Origin of the sequence: Variovorax boronicumulans, assembly GCF_030812215.1 — a bacterium.
Lineage (GTDB): Bacteria > Pseudomonadota > Gammaproteobacteria > Burkholderiales > Burkholderiaceae_C > Variovorax > Variovorax boronicumulans_C.
Genome location: NZ_JAUSSG010000001.1, coordinates 641,966 through 657,165, shown reverse-complemented (window position 1 = coordinate 657,165; position 15,200 = coordinate 641,966). Strand labels below are relative to the sequence as shown.

The following is a 15,200-nucleotide window of genomic DNA, read 5'->3' as shown; positions in this document are numbered from 1 at the left end:
CCTTTCAGGTCATTTCGCTGCATGCACCAGTCCCGCGAGCGCCACGATCAGCGGACCCATCAGCGGCAGCACCACGTTCGAGATGGCATAGGTGATCGTGTAGCCCAGCAGTGGCGTCGCATTGCCCGCCGCGTTCTGCACCGCGCTGAGCGCCGGCGTGCTGCACTGCTGGCCCGCGATGGCGCCCAGCAGCACCGGCGCCTCGAGCTTGAGCAGGCGACGGCCGACGAAGAGCGAGATCGTGGCCGGCACCACCGCCACGGCCACGCCCACCAGCGGCAGCGCGACACCGAATTTCTTGACGAGCGCGATCGCCTGCGGCCCCGAGGCCAGGCCGACGCAGGCGATGAAGGTCGCGAGGCCCAGGTCTTTCATCAGCGCGAGCGCATCGGGCGGCACGCTCAGGCGGTGCGGGTTCTTCGACTGGTACCAGCCGAAGGCCAGGCCCGTGACCAGCGCGCCGCCGCCGGTGCCGAGCGAGAACGGAATGCCGCCCAGCTTCACGCTGAAGCCGCCAATGAACACGCCCAGCAGGATGCCCATCGCCGCGTAGCTGATGTTGCTGCGGGTCGATGCGACGACGCGGTCGCCGACCAGCGGCAGGGTGCGCGCCACATCGTCGGCCGGTCCGTAGAGCCTGAGCACGTCGCCGCGCTGCAGCTTCACCTCGTGCAGGAGCGGCATGACATGGCCGTCGCGCGAAAGGCCCACGATCTGCACGGCGGGCGGCAGTTGCGCATCGAGCGCGCGCAGGCCTCGGCCGAACCACTCGCGCCGGTTGACCACAACCTCGGTGGTCTCGACGACGGCATCGAAGGCGGTGGTGTCGGCGAACTCCCGGCCCAGCAGCTCGGCCACGTTCACCAGCATGCTGCGCCGCCCGATGGCCAGCACCTGGTCGTAGGCCTGCAGCCGCAGCGCGGGCTCGACGTTGAGCTGTTGCCCGCGTCGCACCACGCGTTCGATGCTGGCGTGGCCGCCGAGGATCGACATCAGCTCGCCCACCGTCCGCCCGCGGCCCACCGTCACGAGGAACACGCGGCCGACCATCTCGGGCGTGGCGCTGGCCGCGGCGGGGTTTTCGTCGCCGCCGCCCATCGTCTTCCAGAGCCTGTCGGCCTCGGCGCGCAGGTCGACGCGCAGCAGCAGCGGAAAAATCTGGCTCGTCGCGACCACGATGGCGATCAGGCCGAACACGTAGGTGATGGAGTAGGCGGTGACCACGTTGGCCTGCAACTGCTGGATGTCGGCAAGCGGCAGCGCGAGCTTGGAGATCGCGTCGGTCGCCGTGCCCACCACGGCCGATTCGGTGGCCGCGCCCGCCATCAGGCCCGCGGCGGTGCCCTGGTCGAGCGAGAGGACCGCGGTGGCGCCGAGCACCAGCGCGAGCACGGTGACCACCTCGACCAGGCACAACAGCCCCAGCCGCAAACCCTTGGCATCGAGGTTGGCAAAGAATTGCGGCCCGCCCGCATAGCCGAGCGCAAAGATGAACAGCATGAAGAACACGTTCTTCACGCTGTCGTCGAGCTTGATGCCCAACTGGCCCACCACGAGCGCGGCAATCAGGGTGCCGCAAATGCCGCCGAGCTGGATCGGGCCGAAACGGATTTGGCCGACCGCATAGCCAATGGCGAGCACGAGGAAAAGTGCGATTTCGGGCTGGCTCCTCAAGATACCGGTCAAGCCATCCATTACGGGTAGTTTCCCTTGGCGGTCAATGCTGGATTCATGAAAGCGAGAGCTTTGTACCTATGGATTTGGAACACCGGATCTCTTGTCGCCGGTCACGATAAATCAACATCGGAAATAATTGTAAAAACATGCGGCAATTACGAAAAACTGCGGCGGCAATTAAAACGATAGGCCTATTGTTTTAATTGCAGATAGCCGGTTCTCGCTATAGCGCGGCAATTCGACGAATTGAATGCTTTCGGGAGTGCGCACGAAACCGCCTCCGGGTTTCCGATAACTACAGGCACTTGATTTAGTCGGCTCGCTGAACCATAGTTGCCCCCGTTCAACAAGACACAGGCACATCGCCTGCCAAGGAGACACACCCATGTTCAGTTCGCGCAGCCGTCGTTCGGCCCTGGCCGTCGCCATCCTCTCCGTCGCCGCATCGTCGGCTTTCGCCGCCGGCGAGCCGGTCATCGGCCTGGTCACCAAGACCGAGACCAACCCCTTCTTCGTGAAGATGAAAGAGGGGGCGCAGGAAGAAGCCAAGAAGCTCGGCGCCAAGCTGCTTTCGGGCGCGGGCAAGGCCGACGGCGACAACGCGGGCCAGATCACCGCAATGGAAAACATGATCGCGGCCGGCGCCAAGACCATCCTCATCACGCCGAGCGACGCCAAGGCCATCGTGCCGGCGATCAAGAAGGCGCGCGACAAGGGGATCATGGTGATCGCGCTCGACAGCCCGGCCGATCCGCCGGATGCGACCGACGCGCTCTTCGCCACCAACAACTACACCGCGGGCGTTCTGATCGGCGAATACGCCAAGGCCGCGATGGCCGGCAAGACGCCCAAGATCGTCGCGCTCGACCTGCTGCCGGGCCACCCGGTCGGTGCGCAACGCCACAACGGCTTCATGAAGGGCTTCGGGCTGGCTGCGAACGATGCCAAGTCGAACGAGCTCTCCAAGGCGCCCGAGATCGTCTGCATGGCCGACAGCTTCGGCGACCAGGCCAAGGCGCAGACCGCGATGGAGAACTGCCTGCAGAAGGCACCCGACGTGAACCTGGTCTACACCATCAACGAGCCCGCCGCGGCCGGTGCCTACAACGCGCTCAAGCGCGCGGGCAAGGAGAAGGGCGTGATGATCGTCTCGGTGGACGGTGGCTGCCAGGGCATCAAGGACACCAACGCCGGCATCATCGCCGCGACCTCGCAGCAGTACCCGCTGAAGATGGCCGCGATGGGCGTGGCGGCGGGCGTCGAGTTCGCCAAGACCGGCAAGAAGGCGTCGGGCTACGTCGATACCGGCGTCACGCTGATCGCCGGCAAGAGCGTAGCGGGCGTCGAGAGCAAGGACACCAAGACCGGCGCCGAGCTGTGCTGGGGCAAGAAGTAAACAGAGGCAGCTCCAGGGAGGCATATCGATGGCGAAATCCGCAACGCACCACATCCCGTGGGGCGCCCTGGGGCCGTGGCTGGCCCTGCTCGGCGCATGCATCTTCTTTGCGACCCAGTCCGACCGGTTCCTGACCGGCGAGAACCTGTCGCTCATCCTGCAGCAGGTGATGGTGGTCGGCGTGATCGCCATCGGCCAGACGCTGATCATCCTCACCGCCGGCATCGACCTGTCGTGCGGCATGGTGATGGCGCTGGGCGGGATCATCATGACCAAGTTCGCCACCGAGCTGGGCATGCCGGTGCCGATCGCCATCCTCTGCGGCATCGGGGTGACGACGCTCTTCGGGCTCATCAACGGCCTCTTGGTCACGCGCATCAAGCTGCCGCCCTTCATCGTGACGCTGGGCACCCTGAACATCGCGTTCGCCATCACGCAGCTCTATTCGTCGTCGCAGACCATCACCGACCTGCCCGCCGGCCTCACCGGTCTGGGCACCACCTTCGCCATCGGCAGCGCCGAAGTGGCGTGGGGCTCGGTGCTGATGGTGGCGCTCTACGGCCTCGCGTGGTTCGTGCTGCGCGAGACCGGCGCGGGCCGCCACATCTATGCGGTCGGCAACAACGCCGAGGCCACGCGGCTGGTCGGCATCCCGACCCAGCGCGTGCTGCTGGGCGTGTACGTGGCGGCGGGCGTGCTCTACGGCATTGCCTCGCTGCTGTCGGTGGCGCGCACCGGCGTGGGCGATCCGAATGCAGGGCAAACCGAGAACCTGGACGCCATCACGGCCGTGGTGCTCGGCGGCACCAGCCTCTTCGGCGGACGCGGCATCGTGCTGGGCTCGCTGATCGGCGTGCTGATCGTGGGCGTGTTCCGCAACGGGCTCACGCTGATGGGCGTGTCGTCGATCTACCAGGTGCTGGTGACGGGCGTGCTCGTGATCCTGGCGGTGGCTGCCGACCAACTCTCGCGCAAGGGGGCACGCTGATGAACGCGGGAACCAACCCAAAGATCGTCATGCAGGCCAAGGGCCTCGTGAAGCGCTACGGCCAGGTCACCGCGCTCGACGGCGTCGATTTCGAACTGCGCGAAGGAGAAATCCTCGCGGTGATCGGCGACAACGGCGCGGGCAAGTCCTCGCTCATCAAGGCGCTCTCGGGCGCGACCATTCCCGACGAGGGCGAGATCCTGCTCGACGGCGCGCCGGTGCACTTTCGCAATCCGCTCGATGCGCGGCGCGCGGGCATCGAGACGGTCTATCAAGACCTGGCCGTGGCACCTGCCATGACCATCTACGAGAACCTGTTCCTCGGCCGCGAACTGCGCCGCCCCGGGTTCCTCGGCAACGTGCTGCGCATGCTCGACAAGAAGAAGATGCTGCAGGAAAGCGCCGCCCGCATGGCGGACCTGAAGGTCGGCATCCAGTCGATGACGCAGGCGGTCGAAACGCTTTCCGGCGGCCAGCGCCAGTGCGTGGCGGTGGCACGCAGCGCCGCCTTCGCGCGGCACGTGGTCATCATGGACGAACCCACCGCGGCACTCGGCGTGAAGGAGGGCAACATGGTGCTCGAACTCATCCGCCGCGTGCGCGACCGGGGCCTGCCGGTGGTGCTCATCAGCCACAACATGCCGCACGTGTTCGAGGTGGCCGACCGCATCCACGTCGCGCGGCTGGGCAAGCGCGCAGCCGTGCTGAACCCCAGGAAGATCAGCATGAGCGACACGGTGGCCGTGATGACCGGCGCCATGACTGCCGACCAGCTGCCCGCGGAGGCGCATGCCTGATGCAGAAGTTTCTGTGCGCTCGCCCGACCTGCTGCGCCCGCGCGGTTCCAATCAGGTCGGCATGCGCCAGTTCAACGAGCGCGTGGTGCTGCAGGCGCTGCGCGTGCACACGAGCCTGCCCAAGGCCGACCTTGCGCGGTTCACGGGACTGAGCGCACAGACCATCGGGCTCATCACCGCGCGGCTCGAGGAAGACCAGCTCATCGTCAAGCAGAGCCGGGTGCGCGGGCGCATCGGGCAGCCCTCGGTGCCGTTGGCGCTGAACCCCGACGGCGCCTTCGCCATCGGCATCAAGGTGGGGCGGCGCGGCGCGGAGTGGCTGTTGATCGACTTCACCGCGCAGGTGCGCGAGCGCCATGCGATGAGCTACGACTTTCCCGATGCGAATGCGCTGCTGCCGGCGATCGCCGAGCACATTCACCGGCTGCGCGACGGGTTGGGGGCGCTGGCCGTGCGCAACGTGGGCGCGGGGCTGGCCGCGCCGTTCCTCCTCGGCGGCTGGCATCGCACGCTGGGTCTTTCGAAAGCGCAGTCGGACGAATGGAACCAGATGGACCTGCTGGCCGAAGTGCGGGCGCGCACCGAGGTGCCGGTGAGCTTTGCGCGCGACACGGTCGCGGCCTGCGCGGCCGAACTGGTCGGCGGGCGCGGGCACGACCTGAAGAGCTTTCTCTACATCTTCGTGGACACCTTCGTGGGCGGCGGGCTGGTCATCAACTCGCATCTGCACACGGGCGCCCACAGCAACGCGGGGGCGCTGGCTTCGTTGCCGATGCAGTCGGTGCGGGCCGATGGCGCGCTGCCGCCGCAGGTGATGGCCGAGGCCTCGCTGTGGGAGCTGGAGCAGCGCCTGCAAGGCGAAGGGCTCGACCCCACGGCCGCCTACGACGACCGCGCATTGCAGCCCCCGTTCGCCGCCGCGACGCAGGCCTGGCTCGGCTCCGCATCGCTGGCGCTGGCGCACGCGATCGTGAGCGGCACCGCGGTGCTCGACCTCGCCGACGTGGTGATGGATGGTTCGATGTCGCGCGCGCTGCTTCAGGCCTTGATCGATCAGACCCGCGCCGCGCTGGCGCAGTGCAACTGGGAGGGCCTGTGGCCGCCGCAGTTGCATGGAGGCAGGGTAGGTGCGCAGGCATGTGCGCTAGGTGGCGCGATGCTGCCGCTGCACGCCAACTTCGCGCCGGACCACGATGTGTTTCTGAAGGCGGCCTGAGCGGGGCTGTCGTCCGGGCGCGCCGACCGGCTTCACTTCATCGGTCGATCACAACCTCGCCGCCGCGTGCAGGTTGCGCGGCAACCTCAGCGTGCTCGCGCTTGCACCCTCGGGGCAGGGGCTGTCGGAATAGACAGCATCGCCCTCGGGCATGACGCATTTCTGCACCTCGACGAAGGCGGGCGCGGCCTTGGCCTGCGGCTCTGCGGGGGCCTCGACGGCCGTGTCTACCCGCGGTGCGCGGTAAGGCGTCAGCGGGGCCTGCGGCGCTTGCTTTTCGGGCGAGCGTGCCGCCGTACCCTTGGCCTCGACATAGGCCTGCATGACCGCCGGCGGCGAGGGGGTCGCACGCGCCGCGTGTTCGCGCACCAGGTCTTTCAACGTCACATAAAAGAGAGACACCGCCACCAGCGCCACGGCCAGGCAGGGTGCCCAGTACCGTTGGGGCCCGAAGAGGGAAGAGCCGGATGGGTGCTCATCGGCTCCCGGGTTCAGCGTCGCGGCCATGCCCAGCCTCCGGATTGCAAGGCGCCCGCCAGCTTCGAGATGCCACCGGTGCCGCTCGCGGCCCGCCCGATCAGCGCGCCGCCGGCTGCGCCAGCGGCGATGCGCAGCAGGAACGAGCGGCTGCGGCCCGCCGCCAGCAACAGCAGCACGCCGGCGCCGAGCACGACCAGATGCTCGCCGGGATAGTCGGCGCGCGCGGCGTCTACTTGCTTGAACTTGTCGACTGTCTCTTCCAGGCTCATGGCTGAAGCTCCGAGTGGGTGTGCGGCCATTCTTGGTGGCATGCGCCGGGCATCGCTGTAGGCCTGCGCCATGTGCCGTGACGGAATCCGGCTCGAAAACGCCGCGGACAAGGCGCATCGGGGCCGCGCACGAGCCTCGGCCTGGGGCTCTTCATTGCGCGCGAGACTGCCTTGTCGCATGGTGGCTCGATCGATGTCTCTTCGACTGAGGCCGAGGGCACGACCTTCACGGTCCGCATCCCCCGCTGAACTTTCTCGCGGCTTTCTCGCCGAGGGATCAGGCAGACCCCGGCGTATCGTTCTTGGGCGTGTCCGGCTCTACATCGTCATGCTTCAGGGCGGGCTTCTGGCCAGGCTGAGGCGCATGGATGGCCCCGGGTGCGATCTCCTCGCCGTTGTGTTTCTTTTCCTGTTGCACTTTTTTGTCGTGCGCGACATTGCGTGGGTCAGTCATGAATGCAGGTTGGACGCCGGCAGCATGCTGAATGTGGGACGAAGCGCCTGTCGAAGGTCGGCGTTGGCGACAGATTATTTGTCCTTGTCACGTGAGGCCAGCAGGCTGCGGGCTTCCACGAGCAACGGCTTCACGGACTCGAAGGTCTTCGCGCCCGGGTTGATCACGCTCACCCAGTGCATCTTTCCGTAGATGGGGTGCGGCATCAGCCGGTCGAGCGCGGTGTAGTCGATGCCCGTCTGCTCCTCTTCGCCGAACAGCGCGCGGAAGGTTTCCTTGCCGACGCCGATGTTGAGGCGGAAGACGCCCGGGCGGTCCAGTTTCGAGGCGTTGTCGAACTCGTTGTCCTTCGTCACGATGGTCGCGAAGGGAAACTTGTTGTCCGCGCCATGAAAGAAGAAGGTGTTGTCGTCGGCCACTTCGAAATGGCCGCCGCCGAGCGAGTCGATGATGTGCTGGGTGATGTCGTCTTCGGTCATGGCAAATGGGTGTGGGTTCAGCGCTTCCAGCGGCGAAGGCCGAGTTCGTCCGCGAGCGCCTGGTAGGTCTTGATGCGGGCCTGCACGTAGTCGTCGAGTGCGGCGCCGGTGAGCGCGAAAGGATAAAGGCTGTGCCGTTCGCGCAGCGCCGCGTAGCCCGGCGCGGCCGTGGCTTCGGCGAATGCGGCGCTCCACGCGCGCGCGGCGGCGTCGGCCACGTTGGCGCTCAGGTACAGGCCGCGCACGGTCGGCCAGACGATGTCCACGCCTTGCTCGCGCGCGGTCGGCACGCCGGTGAGCGCGCCGCCCAGCCGCGTTTCCGACAGCACGGCCAGGAGGCGCACCGCCGCGCCGCCCGCGATGGCCTGCAGCGCCTCGGCCGCATCGCCGGGGAACACGTCGACGTGCTTGCCCTGCAAGGCACCCAGCGCATCGCCACCGCCTTCGAAGGAGACAAAACGCATCGCCTTGTGGTCGCGGCCCGCGGCGCGCACCAGCAGCGCGGCCTTCACCCAGTCCTGGCTGCCGACCGTGCCGCCCGCGCCGAAGGTCATGCGCGACGGGTCTTGCCGCAGGGCCGCGACCAGGTCCTGCAGGCGCCTGTGGGGCGAGTCGCGGTGCACGGCGATCACGCCGTAGTCGGTGCCGAGCGTGGCGATCCAGCGCACGGCCGACGGCGGATGCGGGCCGAAGCGGCCCTGCGCAAGATTGAGCAGCGAGCCGCTGGAAAACGCAACCAGCGTTCCCGCGCCGCCGAGCTGGCCGGTGGCGATGCGGTCGAAGGCGACCGCGCCGATGCCGCCCGGCAGGTAGCGCTGGCCAAGCGGCGGGCGCGAAGGGCGCACCGCCTGCAGCGCATCGCGCGCAAGGGCGCAGGTGAGTTCGAAGCCGCCGCCGGCCTTGGCGGGAATCACGCAATCGGCCGCGGCCAACGACGGGTCGCCGGCCTGCGCCGTGGCGATGCCGGGCAGGAGCAGCGCGGGCAACGCGCGAAGCGCAACGCGTCGGGTGAAGAGGGGAGACTGCATCGGATGTGCGCCGCTAGCTGGCGACCGGCCGGGGCCACCAGATGATCGCATGCAGCCCCGTGCCGACTTCGCGTGCTTCGAGCCGCAATTCGCCCCGGTGCCGCTGCGCGATCGAGCGCGCAATCGCCAGCCCGAGGCCGAAGCCGCCTTTGCCCGCGCGCGCGCCACGGCGAAAGCGCTGGCCCAGCGCGGCACGCTCTTCGTCGCCGAGGCCCGGGCCGTTGTCCTCGACGTTGAGGCTCCAGCCCGCGGCATCGCCGGCCGCGAAGAGGGTGATGGTTCCTTCGGCCGGCGTGTAGGCGATCGCGTTCGCCACGAGGTTGCTCAAGGCCTCGCGCAGCAGCCCCCGGTCCGCGATCGCAAAAAACTCGGGCGCGGGCGCGTGGATGCCCAGGTCGATGCGCTTGGCACGCGCGAGCGGCAGCAGGTCGACCGCCACTTCGCGCAGCAGCGCCGCGAGGTCGAACTCCGCCGGCTCGACCGCCACCGTGTCGCTGCGACCCAGCGCAAGCAGTTGCTGTGCGCTGCGCGTGGCGCGGCCGATCTCGGTGCCGAGCGCATCGAGCGCGGCGCGCACCTGCGCCGGGTCTTCCTCGCGCCGGGCGTAGTCGGCCTGCATCTGCAGCGTGGTGAGGTGCGTGCGCAGCTGGTGCGAGGCATCGTCCAGGAACTGGCGCTGCTGCGTCACGAGGTCCTGCGTGCGCGACATCTGCTGGTTGACCGCATCCACCAGCGGGCGCACCTCGGCGGGCAGGTCGGTCCCGGCAATGCGCGTCAGGTCGTCGGGCGTGCGCGCCTCGACCTCGCGCGCGAGCCGCGACAACGGCCGCAACGCTGCGGCGAGCGCGATGGCGGTGCCGCACAGCAGCAGCGCCAGCACCAGTCCGTCGCGCAATGCGGCGCTGCGCACGAAGCGCGCCGTGAACTCCTGCCGCGATCGCGTGCTCTCGCCGACCTGGATCAGCACGCTGCGCCCGGTGCTGCCCGCCGGCGCGCGGTCGAGGTCGCGCCGGTAGGCCGCGAGCCGCACGGCCTCGCCGAAGTAGGTCGCGTCGTAGAAGGCCGGCACGCCCATCTTCAGTTCGGCGGGCGGCGCGGGCAGGTCGGCGCTGCCGAGCTCGACCAGGCCATCGGAGGTCGCCACCCGAAAGAACACCTGGCCGCTCGCGGTGAGCTCGAAGAACTCGAACATCGTGTACGGCAGCTCGACCGAGAGGCCGCCCGAAGCGGTGGAGATGTTGGCGTCGATGGACTTGAGCGCGCCCAGCAGCGAGCGGTCGTACGCGGCGTTGGCGGCGGCGAGCGCGTCGTGCCGCGTCATCCAGAGTTCGAGGCCGGTCACCACCAGCAGGGCGGGGAACAGCAACAGCGCGAGCCGCTGCCAGAGGCTCGCGCGGCGCAGGAAGCTCGGCATTGCGCGCACCTAATCGGCTTCCAATACGTAGCCGAGACCGCGCAGCGTGACGATGCGCACGCCTGTGCCGTCCAGGCGCTTGCGCAGGCGATAGACGAACACCTCGACCGCTTCGGGGTGCACCTCTTCGTCGTCGGAAAACACCCGCTCCAGGATCTGCTGCTTGGACAACGGCTCGCCGCTGCGCTGCACCAGCACGCGCAGCACCGCGTGTTCGCGCGGCGAAAGCGCGAGCGCCTCGCCGTTCAGCACGAACTGCCGGCGCGCGCCGTCGTACACCAGCGGCCCGCACGCAAGGCGCGGATGTTCCACGCCGCGCGCCCGCCGCACCAGCGCATGCAGCCGTGCTTCCAACTCGGCCAGCGCGAAGGGCTTGGCGAGAAAGTCGTCCGCGCCCGCATTGAGCGAGGCAACGCGCTCGTTCAGCGAATCGCGCGCCGTGAGGATCAGCGCCGGCAGCCGCTGGTCGCGTTCGCGCAACCGCTGCAGCACCGTGTGGCCGTCCATGCCCGGCAGGCCCAGGTCGAGCACCAGCGCGTCGTGGTCGCGCTGCTGCAGCGCACGGTCGGCGAGCCGGCCGTCGTCCACCCATTCGACCTGGATGTCCGCATGCTCCAGCGCCTTGCAGAGCCAGGTGCCCAGGGTGTGTTCGTCTTCGGCCAGCAGGATGCGCATGGCGCGATGCTAGGGCCTTGGAGCCTCAGTCAGGCTTGATGCCTGCGCGCGCGATCACTTTTTGCCAGCGAACCTGTTCCGCCGCAATGAACTGCGCGAACTGCTCGGGCGTACCGCCGACGGCCTCGGCCGCATCGGCGGTGAGCCGCTGCATCGAGTCGGGCGACTTCACCGCCTTCATCGTCTCGGCCGAGAGCTTGGCGAGGTTCGCGGGCTCGATGTTGGCGGGCGCGAGCATGCCGTACCACTGCGTCATCTCGAAGCCCGGGAAGCCTTGCTCGGCAACGGTCGGCACGTCGGGCAGTTGCGCGAGGCGCTTGGCCGAGCCCGTCGCGATGCAGCGCACCTTGCCGGCCTTGATGAAAGGAATGATCGCCGCCGCGCCGATGGCCGAGGCGTCGAGCCGGCCCGAGAGCAGGTCGGTCACCATCGGGCCGGTGCCGCGATAGGGCACGTGCAGCATGAATACGTCGGCGGTCATCTTCAGGTACTCGAAGGCCAGGTGGCCCGCGCTGCCGTTGCCCGCGGAGCCGTAGCTCAGCTTGCCGGGCTTGGACTTGGCATAGGCGATGAACTCCTTCAGGTTCTTCGCCGGCACGTCGGGGTGCACCACGTAGAGGCTGGGCACCTTGGCCAGCAGGCTCACGGGCTTGAAGTCCTTGTTCGGGTCGTAGGGCAGCTTGGCAAAGATGTACGGGTTCACCGCCAGCGTGCCGATGTGGCCGAGGATCAGCGTGTGCTGGTCGGTGCTGCGCGCCACTTCGCTCATCGCGATGTTGCCGGCCGCGCCGGGCTTGTTGTCGACGAAGACGCTCTGGCCGAGCGTGCGTGAGAGCTCGGCGGCGGTGGAGCGCGCAACGATCTCGGAGCTGCCGCCCGGCGCGAAGGGCACGACGAAGCGCACCGACTTGCCGGGCCAGGCGGATTGAGCCCCGGCAAGGCCCGGCAACAGGCCGCCGAGGGCGAGGGCGCCGCCCGATTGCAGCCACTGGCGGCGGCTGGGGGACAGGGGAAAAGGCTTGGCGTGCATGAATGCGTCTCCGTGGTTTTTTCGGGAAGGCCGCATCGTGCCCGGCGGTGGCTGTCGGAATGCTGTCAATGCTGGATGAAAGAAAAAGTAAGGTGCAAACTCCGCGACCGCGCCCCAGAATCCGGTGCGAAACGGCGGCGACGATGTCGCGCAGCGATGGCACTTTCGAGGACTCGGACGGCAACTTTGTTCTTTGCGCCCTGCTTGACGAATTTTCGGTCGAGGCTCGCCGCGACCCGCGCGACGGTGGGGCTCGCCCTGCTTCTGCTGGCGTGCCTGGCCCTGCCGAGCCATGCACAAGTGGAGCCGCTGAAGCTCGATGCGGGACTGGGTTTCCTCGAGCGCAACCTCGAGGGACGCTCGCAGGCCTTCCACGACCCCTCCGGCCTGCTGACGCGCGAGCAGGTCGCATCGCCGCCTTACGACCGGCAATTCCAAACGCTCAAGGGCACCTTCAACGGCGGCTACGACCGCGGCGCCTGGTGGGTGCGCTTCCGTATCGAGGCTTCGCCCGGGCAGGTCGCACATCCGCTCGAGGGTGGCTGGTGGTTGCGGCTGAACGCGCCGTATGTCGACTACCTGGACGTGTGGTGGCCCGATGCCGAAAGCGGCGCGAGCGGTGGGTTCACCCACCGGGCGCTCGGCGGAATGCGGGCCGGTTCGAAACGCGAACTGCCCTGGTCGATTCCGGCGACGCGCCTGCCCGAGCTGCGCGATACCGAGCCGCGCTGGGTCTGGGTGCGCCTGGCGGGCGACCGCACGCTGAGCCTTGCCGGCGGTGTCTCGCCGCTGCGGGAGTTGGCCGAGGTGCAGCAGCGGCTCGACTACGCCGACGCGGCCGTCGTCGGCATGGCCCTGCTGATGGCGGTGGTCAGCCTGATGATGGGCGTTGCGCTGCCCGACCGGCGGTTCATCGCCTATGCCGGCTACCTCCTCACGCTCGCCATGGTGTTCGCGAGCTCGGAGGGCCTGCCGGCGTCGCTGTGGCTGCAGAACCATCCGCTGGCCGCCGTTCGCCTGCACAACTTCTCGGTCTGCCTGCACACGGCCGCCGCATTCGGATTCGCCAGGGTGCTGCTGGACATGGAGCGGCAGTTCCCGCGCATGAACCGCGTGTTCCAGGTGATGACGCTCGTCTGCTTCGCGGCCTGCGCGATCGCCCTGGCTGGCGGGTACCGGCACGTCGCACGGCCGCTGAACCTGCTGTGGCTGCTCTTCGCGGCCAGCATCGTGCCGATGTGCGCCGTTGCGCTGCGCCGGAACATCCATGTCTGGCCGGGGTTGGTCGGCTATGCCGTCTACCTCATGATGGGCGCGGTGCACTTCGCCAAGAACCTGCAGTGGCTGCCCTACACGCAGGCCACCCAGTACAGCTATGCGCTCGGCAGCATCCTCCACATCATGGCTTTCTTCTTTGCGCTGGGCTGGCGCGTGCGCCATCGCGAGCGGCGGGCGCTCGCGCTGTCGCTGAGGCATCGCGCGCGGCTGGCGCAGCGCGTGAACGAGAGCACCCGCGATCTGCGGCAGGAGATCGCGCAGCACCATCGCACCCACGACCAGCTGGCCCTGGCGCTGCGCGAGCAGCGCGGCCTGCTGGCCATGGTGTCGCACGAGTTCCGCACGCCGCTCGGAACGATCGGCGGCGCGGCGCAGATCCTCGCGGACGACCGGCTCGGCCTGGTTCGCGAAGAGGTCAAGAAGGAAGCCGAGAAGATCAGCCGCACCGTCCTTCGCATGCGCGATCTGGTGGACACCCTGCTGGCCGACGAATGGCTCGATGCGTCCAGCGAAAACCTGTGCCTGGTTCCGATCGAGCTCGCGGAGTTCCTGCGCGAGAAGATCGAAGAGCACAACGAAGGCGTTGGTGGCGGGCGCATTTCCTTGCGTCTCGATGCGCGCCAATTGCCGGTGCTGGCGGACGAGACGCTGATGCACATCGCCCTGGACAACCTCCTGACCAACGCCATCAAATATGCGCCGCCCCATTCGCCGGTTGTGGTCCGGGCCGGAATCCAGCGCGGCCGCGACGACGGCCTTGCGGAAGGCGATGGGGTGTCGGACGTGTGCATCCAGGTGTGCGACGACGGCCCGGGCTTCATGCCGCATGACCTGTCGCATGTCTTCGAGCGTTTCTATCGCGCGGCCGGCACCCGGCGCATTCCGGGCATCGGCCTGGGCCTGCACATGGTGCACCGCATCGCCACGGTTCACGGTGGAAGCGTGGCTGCCTCCAACGGGCCGAGGCAGGGCGCCATGCTGACCCTGATCCTGCCTTGTCTTGGAAGTGCCGAGGGGTTGGAAATCCGGGGCCCGAACAATGTGCCGGCGCTTGGCCAGGGAGCCTGCAGATGAACGCCCAGGCTCGTGTGCTGGTCATCGAGGACGACGACGACCTGCGCGACACGCTGCTGCGGTACCTGCGCGGTGTCGGCATGCTGGCCCGCGGACTGGAGAGCGCCGAGGGGCTCGATGCGGAACTGCTGCGACAGGATTTCGATGCCGTGGTGTGCGACGTCAACCTGCCGGGCGAAGACGGATTCAGCGTGCTGGTGCGGCTGCGATCGCGCAGCGCCATGCGCATCGTGATGCTGACCGCGCGCGGCATGGCGAACGATCGCCTGCACGGCCTTGGCCTCGGCGCCGACTATTACCTCGTCAAGCCGGTGAACCTGCGCGAACTCGAGATGGTGCTGCACAACCTGCTGCGGCGCAGCCATGAAACGCACGGGCAAGGGCAGGGCATGCGCGAGCCCGCTGCCCATGCGGCCGACGAACCCGCCGCGCAGGTGCCTTGGCGCTATCAAGGCGCCACGTGGTTGCTGCTGTCGCCGGCCGGTCAGCGCGTGCAGTTGTCCAACGCGGAAGCGCGACTGCTCCAGTGCCTGATCGAGCGGCCCCGCGAAGTGGTGGACCGGGCCACGCTGCTTGCGGCAATGGGGCGCCCGGGCCTCGAGGCCTACGAGCGCAACCTCGATGTCACGGTCTCGCGATTGCGTCGCAAGGCGGAGCAGGCCAGCGGCGAGAAGCTGCCGATCGTCGCGGTGCGCGGCGAGGGCTACAGCTTCCAGGGGAGCGTGCGCATCGAGCGTTGAGCGCCGCTGGTTGGATGACCGGCGGGCCTTCGCCCGCGCATCCGGCTCGCATGGCTGCAGCACAACCGCACCACCGGAACGCGTGGCACCACGCGCCTGCCAAGCCGCTTTTCCGTCGGCAAAACCACTGCTTTCCGTAGGTGACGGCGGGCTTCGTTTGCAAGAAAAAGTAAGGTGCAAATCAAAGGGGGGAGCTTGAGAATTT

At 68.2% G+C, this 15,200-nt stretch carries 15 protein-coding genes and 1 pseudogene; 7 read left to right on the top strand and 9 right to left on the bottom strand.

All coding sequences use genetic code 11. The features are described from left to right. Window positions 1-9: 9 nt before the first annotated feature. A complete protein-coding gene (aspT, locus tag J2W23_RS03020) occupies window positions 10-1,695 on the bottom strand; it encodes an aspartate-alanine antiporter (protein ID WP_176658301.1) in 1,686 nt (561 codons plus the stop codon). Between the two features lie 367 nt (window positions 1,696-2,062). On the opposite strand from aspT, the gene J2W23_RS03015 reads away from it, so the two are divergent. From J2W23_RS03015 to J2W23_RS03000, 4 genes are read left to right on the top strand one after another with little or no spacing between them, the layout of a single operon-like run. After that, the gene (locus J2W23_RS03015; protein ID WP_307647632.1) at window positions 2,063-3,073 is read left to right on the top strand and encodes a sugar ABC transporter substrate-binding protein; all 1,011 of its coding nucleotides are present in this window, start codon (window positions 2,063-2,065) and stop codon (window positions 3,071-3,073) included. 28 nt (window positions 3,074-3,101) lie between these two features. Next, window positions 3,102-4,061 carry an ABC transporter permease gene (locus tag J2W23_RS03010; RefSeq protein WP_176658299.1) on the top strand — a complete coding sequence of 320 codons (960 nt, stop codon included), beginning with the start codon at window positions 3,102-3,104 and terminating at the stop codon, window positions 4,059-4,061. Further along, the gene (locus J2W23_RS03005; RefSeq protein WP_307647631.1) at window positions 4,061-4,858 is read left to right on the top strand and encodes an ATP-binding cassette domain-containing protein; all 798 of its coding nucleotides are present in this window, start codon (window positions 4,061-4,063) and stop codon (window positions 4,856-4,858) included. The genes J2W23_RS03010 and J2W23_RS03005 overlap by 1 nt, the downstream gene beginning before the upstream one ends. Beyond that, complete coding sequence (locus tag J2W23_RS03000) at window positions 4,851-6,074, top strand: ROK family transcriptional regulator (protein ID WP_307647630.1); 1,224 nt, start codon at window positions 4,851-4,853, stop codon at window positions 6,072-6,074. The genes J2W23_RS03005 and J2W23_RS03000 overlap by 8 nt, the downstream gene beginning before the upstream one ends. A gap of 48 nt (window positions 6,075-6,122) precedes the next feature. Here the strand turns inward: J2W23_RS03000 and J2W23_RS02995 are convergent, their stop codons facing one another. Continuing rightward, window positions 6,123-6,581: a hypothetical protein gene (locus J2W23_RS02995; protein WP_307647629.1), complete on the bottom strand. Its 459-nt coding sequence runs from the start codon at window positions 6,579-6,581 to the stop codon at window positions 6,123-6,125. Beyond that, entirely contained in the window at window positions 6,566-6,823 is a 258-nt protein-coding gene (locus J2W23_RS02990) for a hypothetical protein (RefSeq protein ID WP_176658295.1), read from the bottom strand. The genes J2W23_RS02995 and J2W23_RS02990 overlap by 16 nt, the downstream gene beginning before the upstream one ends. Window positions 6,824-6,961: 138 nt before the next feature. Between J2W23_RS02990 and J2W23_RS31375 the strand changes: the two are divergent. After that, window positions 6,962-7,072, top strand: a pseudogene (locus J2W23_RS31375) (ATP-binding protein); the annotation flags it as partial. Between the two features lie 28 nt (window positions 7,073-7,100). On the opposite strand, the gene J2W23_RS02985 reads toward J2W23_RS31375, so the two are convergent. The 6 genes from J2W23_RS02985 to J2W23_RS02960 all read right to left on the bottom strand — a co-directional run bounded on the left by J2W23_RS02985 (window position 7,101) and on the right by J2W23_RS02960 (window position 11,903). Next, on the bottom strand, window positions 7,101-7,277 hold the full coding sequence (locus J2W23_RS02985; RefSeq protein ID WP_176658294.1) for a hypothetical protein: 177 nt from the start codon (window positions 7,275-7,277) through the stop codon (window positions 7,101-7,103). 74 nt (window positions 7,278-7,351) lie between these two features. Next, on the bottom strand, window positions 7,352-7,756 hold the full coding sequence (locus tag J2W23_RS02980) for a DUF6194 family protein (RefSeq protein ID WP_307647628.1): 405 nt from the start codon (window positions 7,754-7,756) through the stop codon (window positions 7,352-7,354). A 17-nt stretch (window positions 7,757-7,773) separates the two neighbouring features. Further along, window positions 7,774-8,784 carry a tripartite tricarboxylate transporter substrate-binding protein gene (locus J2W23_RS02975; RefSeq protein WP_307647627.1) on the bottom strand — a complete coding sequence of 337 codons (1,011 nt, stop codon included), beginning with the start codon at window positions 8,782-8,784 and terminating at the stop codon, window positions 7,774-7,776. A gap of 13 nt (window positions 8,785-8,797) precedes the next feature. Then, window positions 8,798-10,198, bottom strand: a complete 1,401-nt coding sequence (locus J2W23_RS02970) for a sensor histidine kinase (protein WP_307647626.1) — start codon at window positions 10,196-10,198, stop codon at window positions 8,798-8,800. 9 nt (window positions 10,199-10,207) lie between these two features. Continuing rightward, window positions 10,208-10,873 (bottom strand): response regulator, encoded by a 666-nt coding sequence (locus J2W23_RS02965; protein ID WP_307647625.1) that lies wholly within the window; start codon window positions 10,871-10,873, stop codon window positions 10,208-10,210. A 25-nt stretch (window positions 10,874-10,898) separates the two neighbouring features. Next, on the bottom strand, window positions 10,899-11,903 hold the full coding sequence (locus J2W23_RS02960; protein ID WP_307647624.1) for a Bug family tripartite tricarboxylate transporter substrate binding protein: 1,005 nt from the start codon (window positions 11,901-11,903) through the stop codon (window positions 10,899-10,901). A 246-nt stretch (window positions 11,904-12,149) separates the two neighbouring features. On the opposite strand from J2W23_RS02960, the gene J2W23_RS02955 reads away from it, so the two are divergent. Together J2W23_RS02955 and J2W23_RS02950 are read left to right on the top strand one after the other, a co-directional pair. Next, entirely contained in the window at window positions 12,150-14,255 is a 2,106-nt protein-coding gene (locus J2W23_RS02955; protein ID WP_307647623.1) for a sensor histidine kinase, read from the top strand. Then, window positions 14,252-14,995, top strand: a complete 744-nt coding sequence (locus J2W23_RS02950; RefSeq protein WP_176658287.1) for a response regulator transcription factor — start codon at window positions 14,252-14,254, stop codon at window positions 14,993-14,995. Before J2W23_RS02955 ends, J2W23_RS02950 begins: the two co-directional genes overlap by 4 nt. The last annotated feature ends 205 nt before the right edge of the window (window positions 14,996-15,200 follow it).

Bases quoted from the DNA above. Each gene is read 5' to 3' on its own strand.
- J2W23_RS02970 (WP_307647626.1), bottom strand. From the start codon at position 10,198: ATGCCGAGCTTCCTGCGCCGCGCGAGCCTCTGGCAGCGGCTCGCGCTG.
- aspT (WP_176658301.1), bottom strand. From the start codon at position 1,695: ATGGATGGCTTGACCGGTATCTTGAGGAGCCAGCCCGAAATCGCACTT.
- J2W23_RS02985 (WP_176658294.1), bottom strand. From the start codon at position 7,277: ATGACTGACCCACGCAATGTCGCGCACGACAAAAAAGTGCAACAGGAA.
- J2W23_RS02975 (WP_307647627.1), bottom strand. From the start codon at position 8,784: ATGCAGTCTCCCCTCTTCACCCGACGCGTTGCGCTTCGCGCGTTGCCC.
- J2W23_RS03015 (WP_307647632.1), top strand. From the start codon at position 2,063: ATGTTCAGTTCGCGCAGCCGTCGTTCGGCCCTGGCCGTCGCCATCCTC.
- J2W23_RS03005 (WP_307647631.1), top strand. From the start codon at position 4,061: ATGAACGCGGGAACCAACCCAAAGATCGTCATGCAGGCCAAGGGCCTC.
- J2W23_RS02950 (WP_176658287.1), top strand. From the start codon at position 14,252: ATGAACGCCCAGGCTCGTGTGCTGGTCATCGAGGACGACGACGACCTG.
- J2W23_RS03000 (WP_307647630.1), top strand. From the start codon at position 4,851: ATGCCTGATGCAGAAGTTTCTGTGCGCTCGCCCGACCTGCTGCGCCCG.
- J2W23_RS03010 (WP_176658299.1), top strand. From the start codon at position 3,102: ATGGCGAAATCCGCAACGCACCACATCCCGTGGGGCGCCCTGGGGCCG.
- J2W23_RS02990 (WP_176658295.1), bottom strand. From the start codon at position 6,823: ATGAGCCTGGAAGAGACAGTCGACAAGTTCAAGCAAGTAGACGCCGCG.
- J2W23_RS02980 (WP_307647628.1), bottom strand. From the start codon at position 7,756: ATGACCGAAGACGACATCACCCAGCACATCATCGACTCGCTCGGCGGC.
- J2W23_RS02960 (WP_307647624.1), bottom strand. From the start codon at position 11,903: ATGCACGCCAAGCCTTTTCCCCTGTCCCCCAGCCGCCGCCAGTGGCTG.
- J2W23_RS02965 (WP_307647625.1), bottom strand. From the start codon at position 10,873: ATGCGCATCCTGCTGGCCGAAGACGAACACACCCTGGGCACCTGGCTC.
- J2W23_RS02995 (WP_307647629.1), bottom strand. From the start codon at position 6,581: ATGGCCGCGACGCTGAACCCGGGAGCCGATGAGCACCCATCCGGCTCT.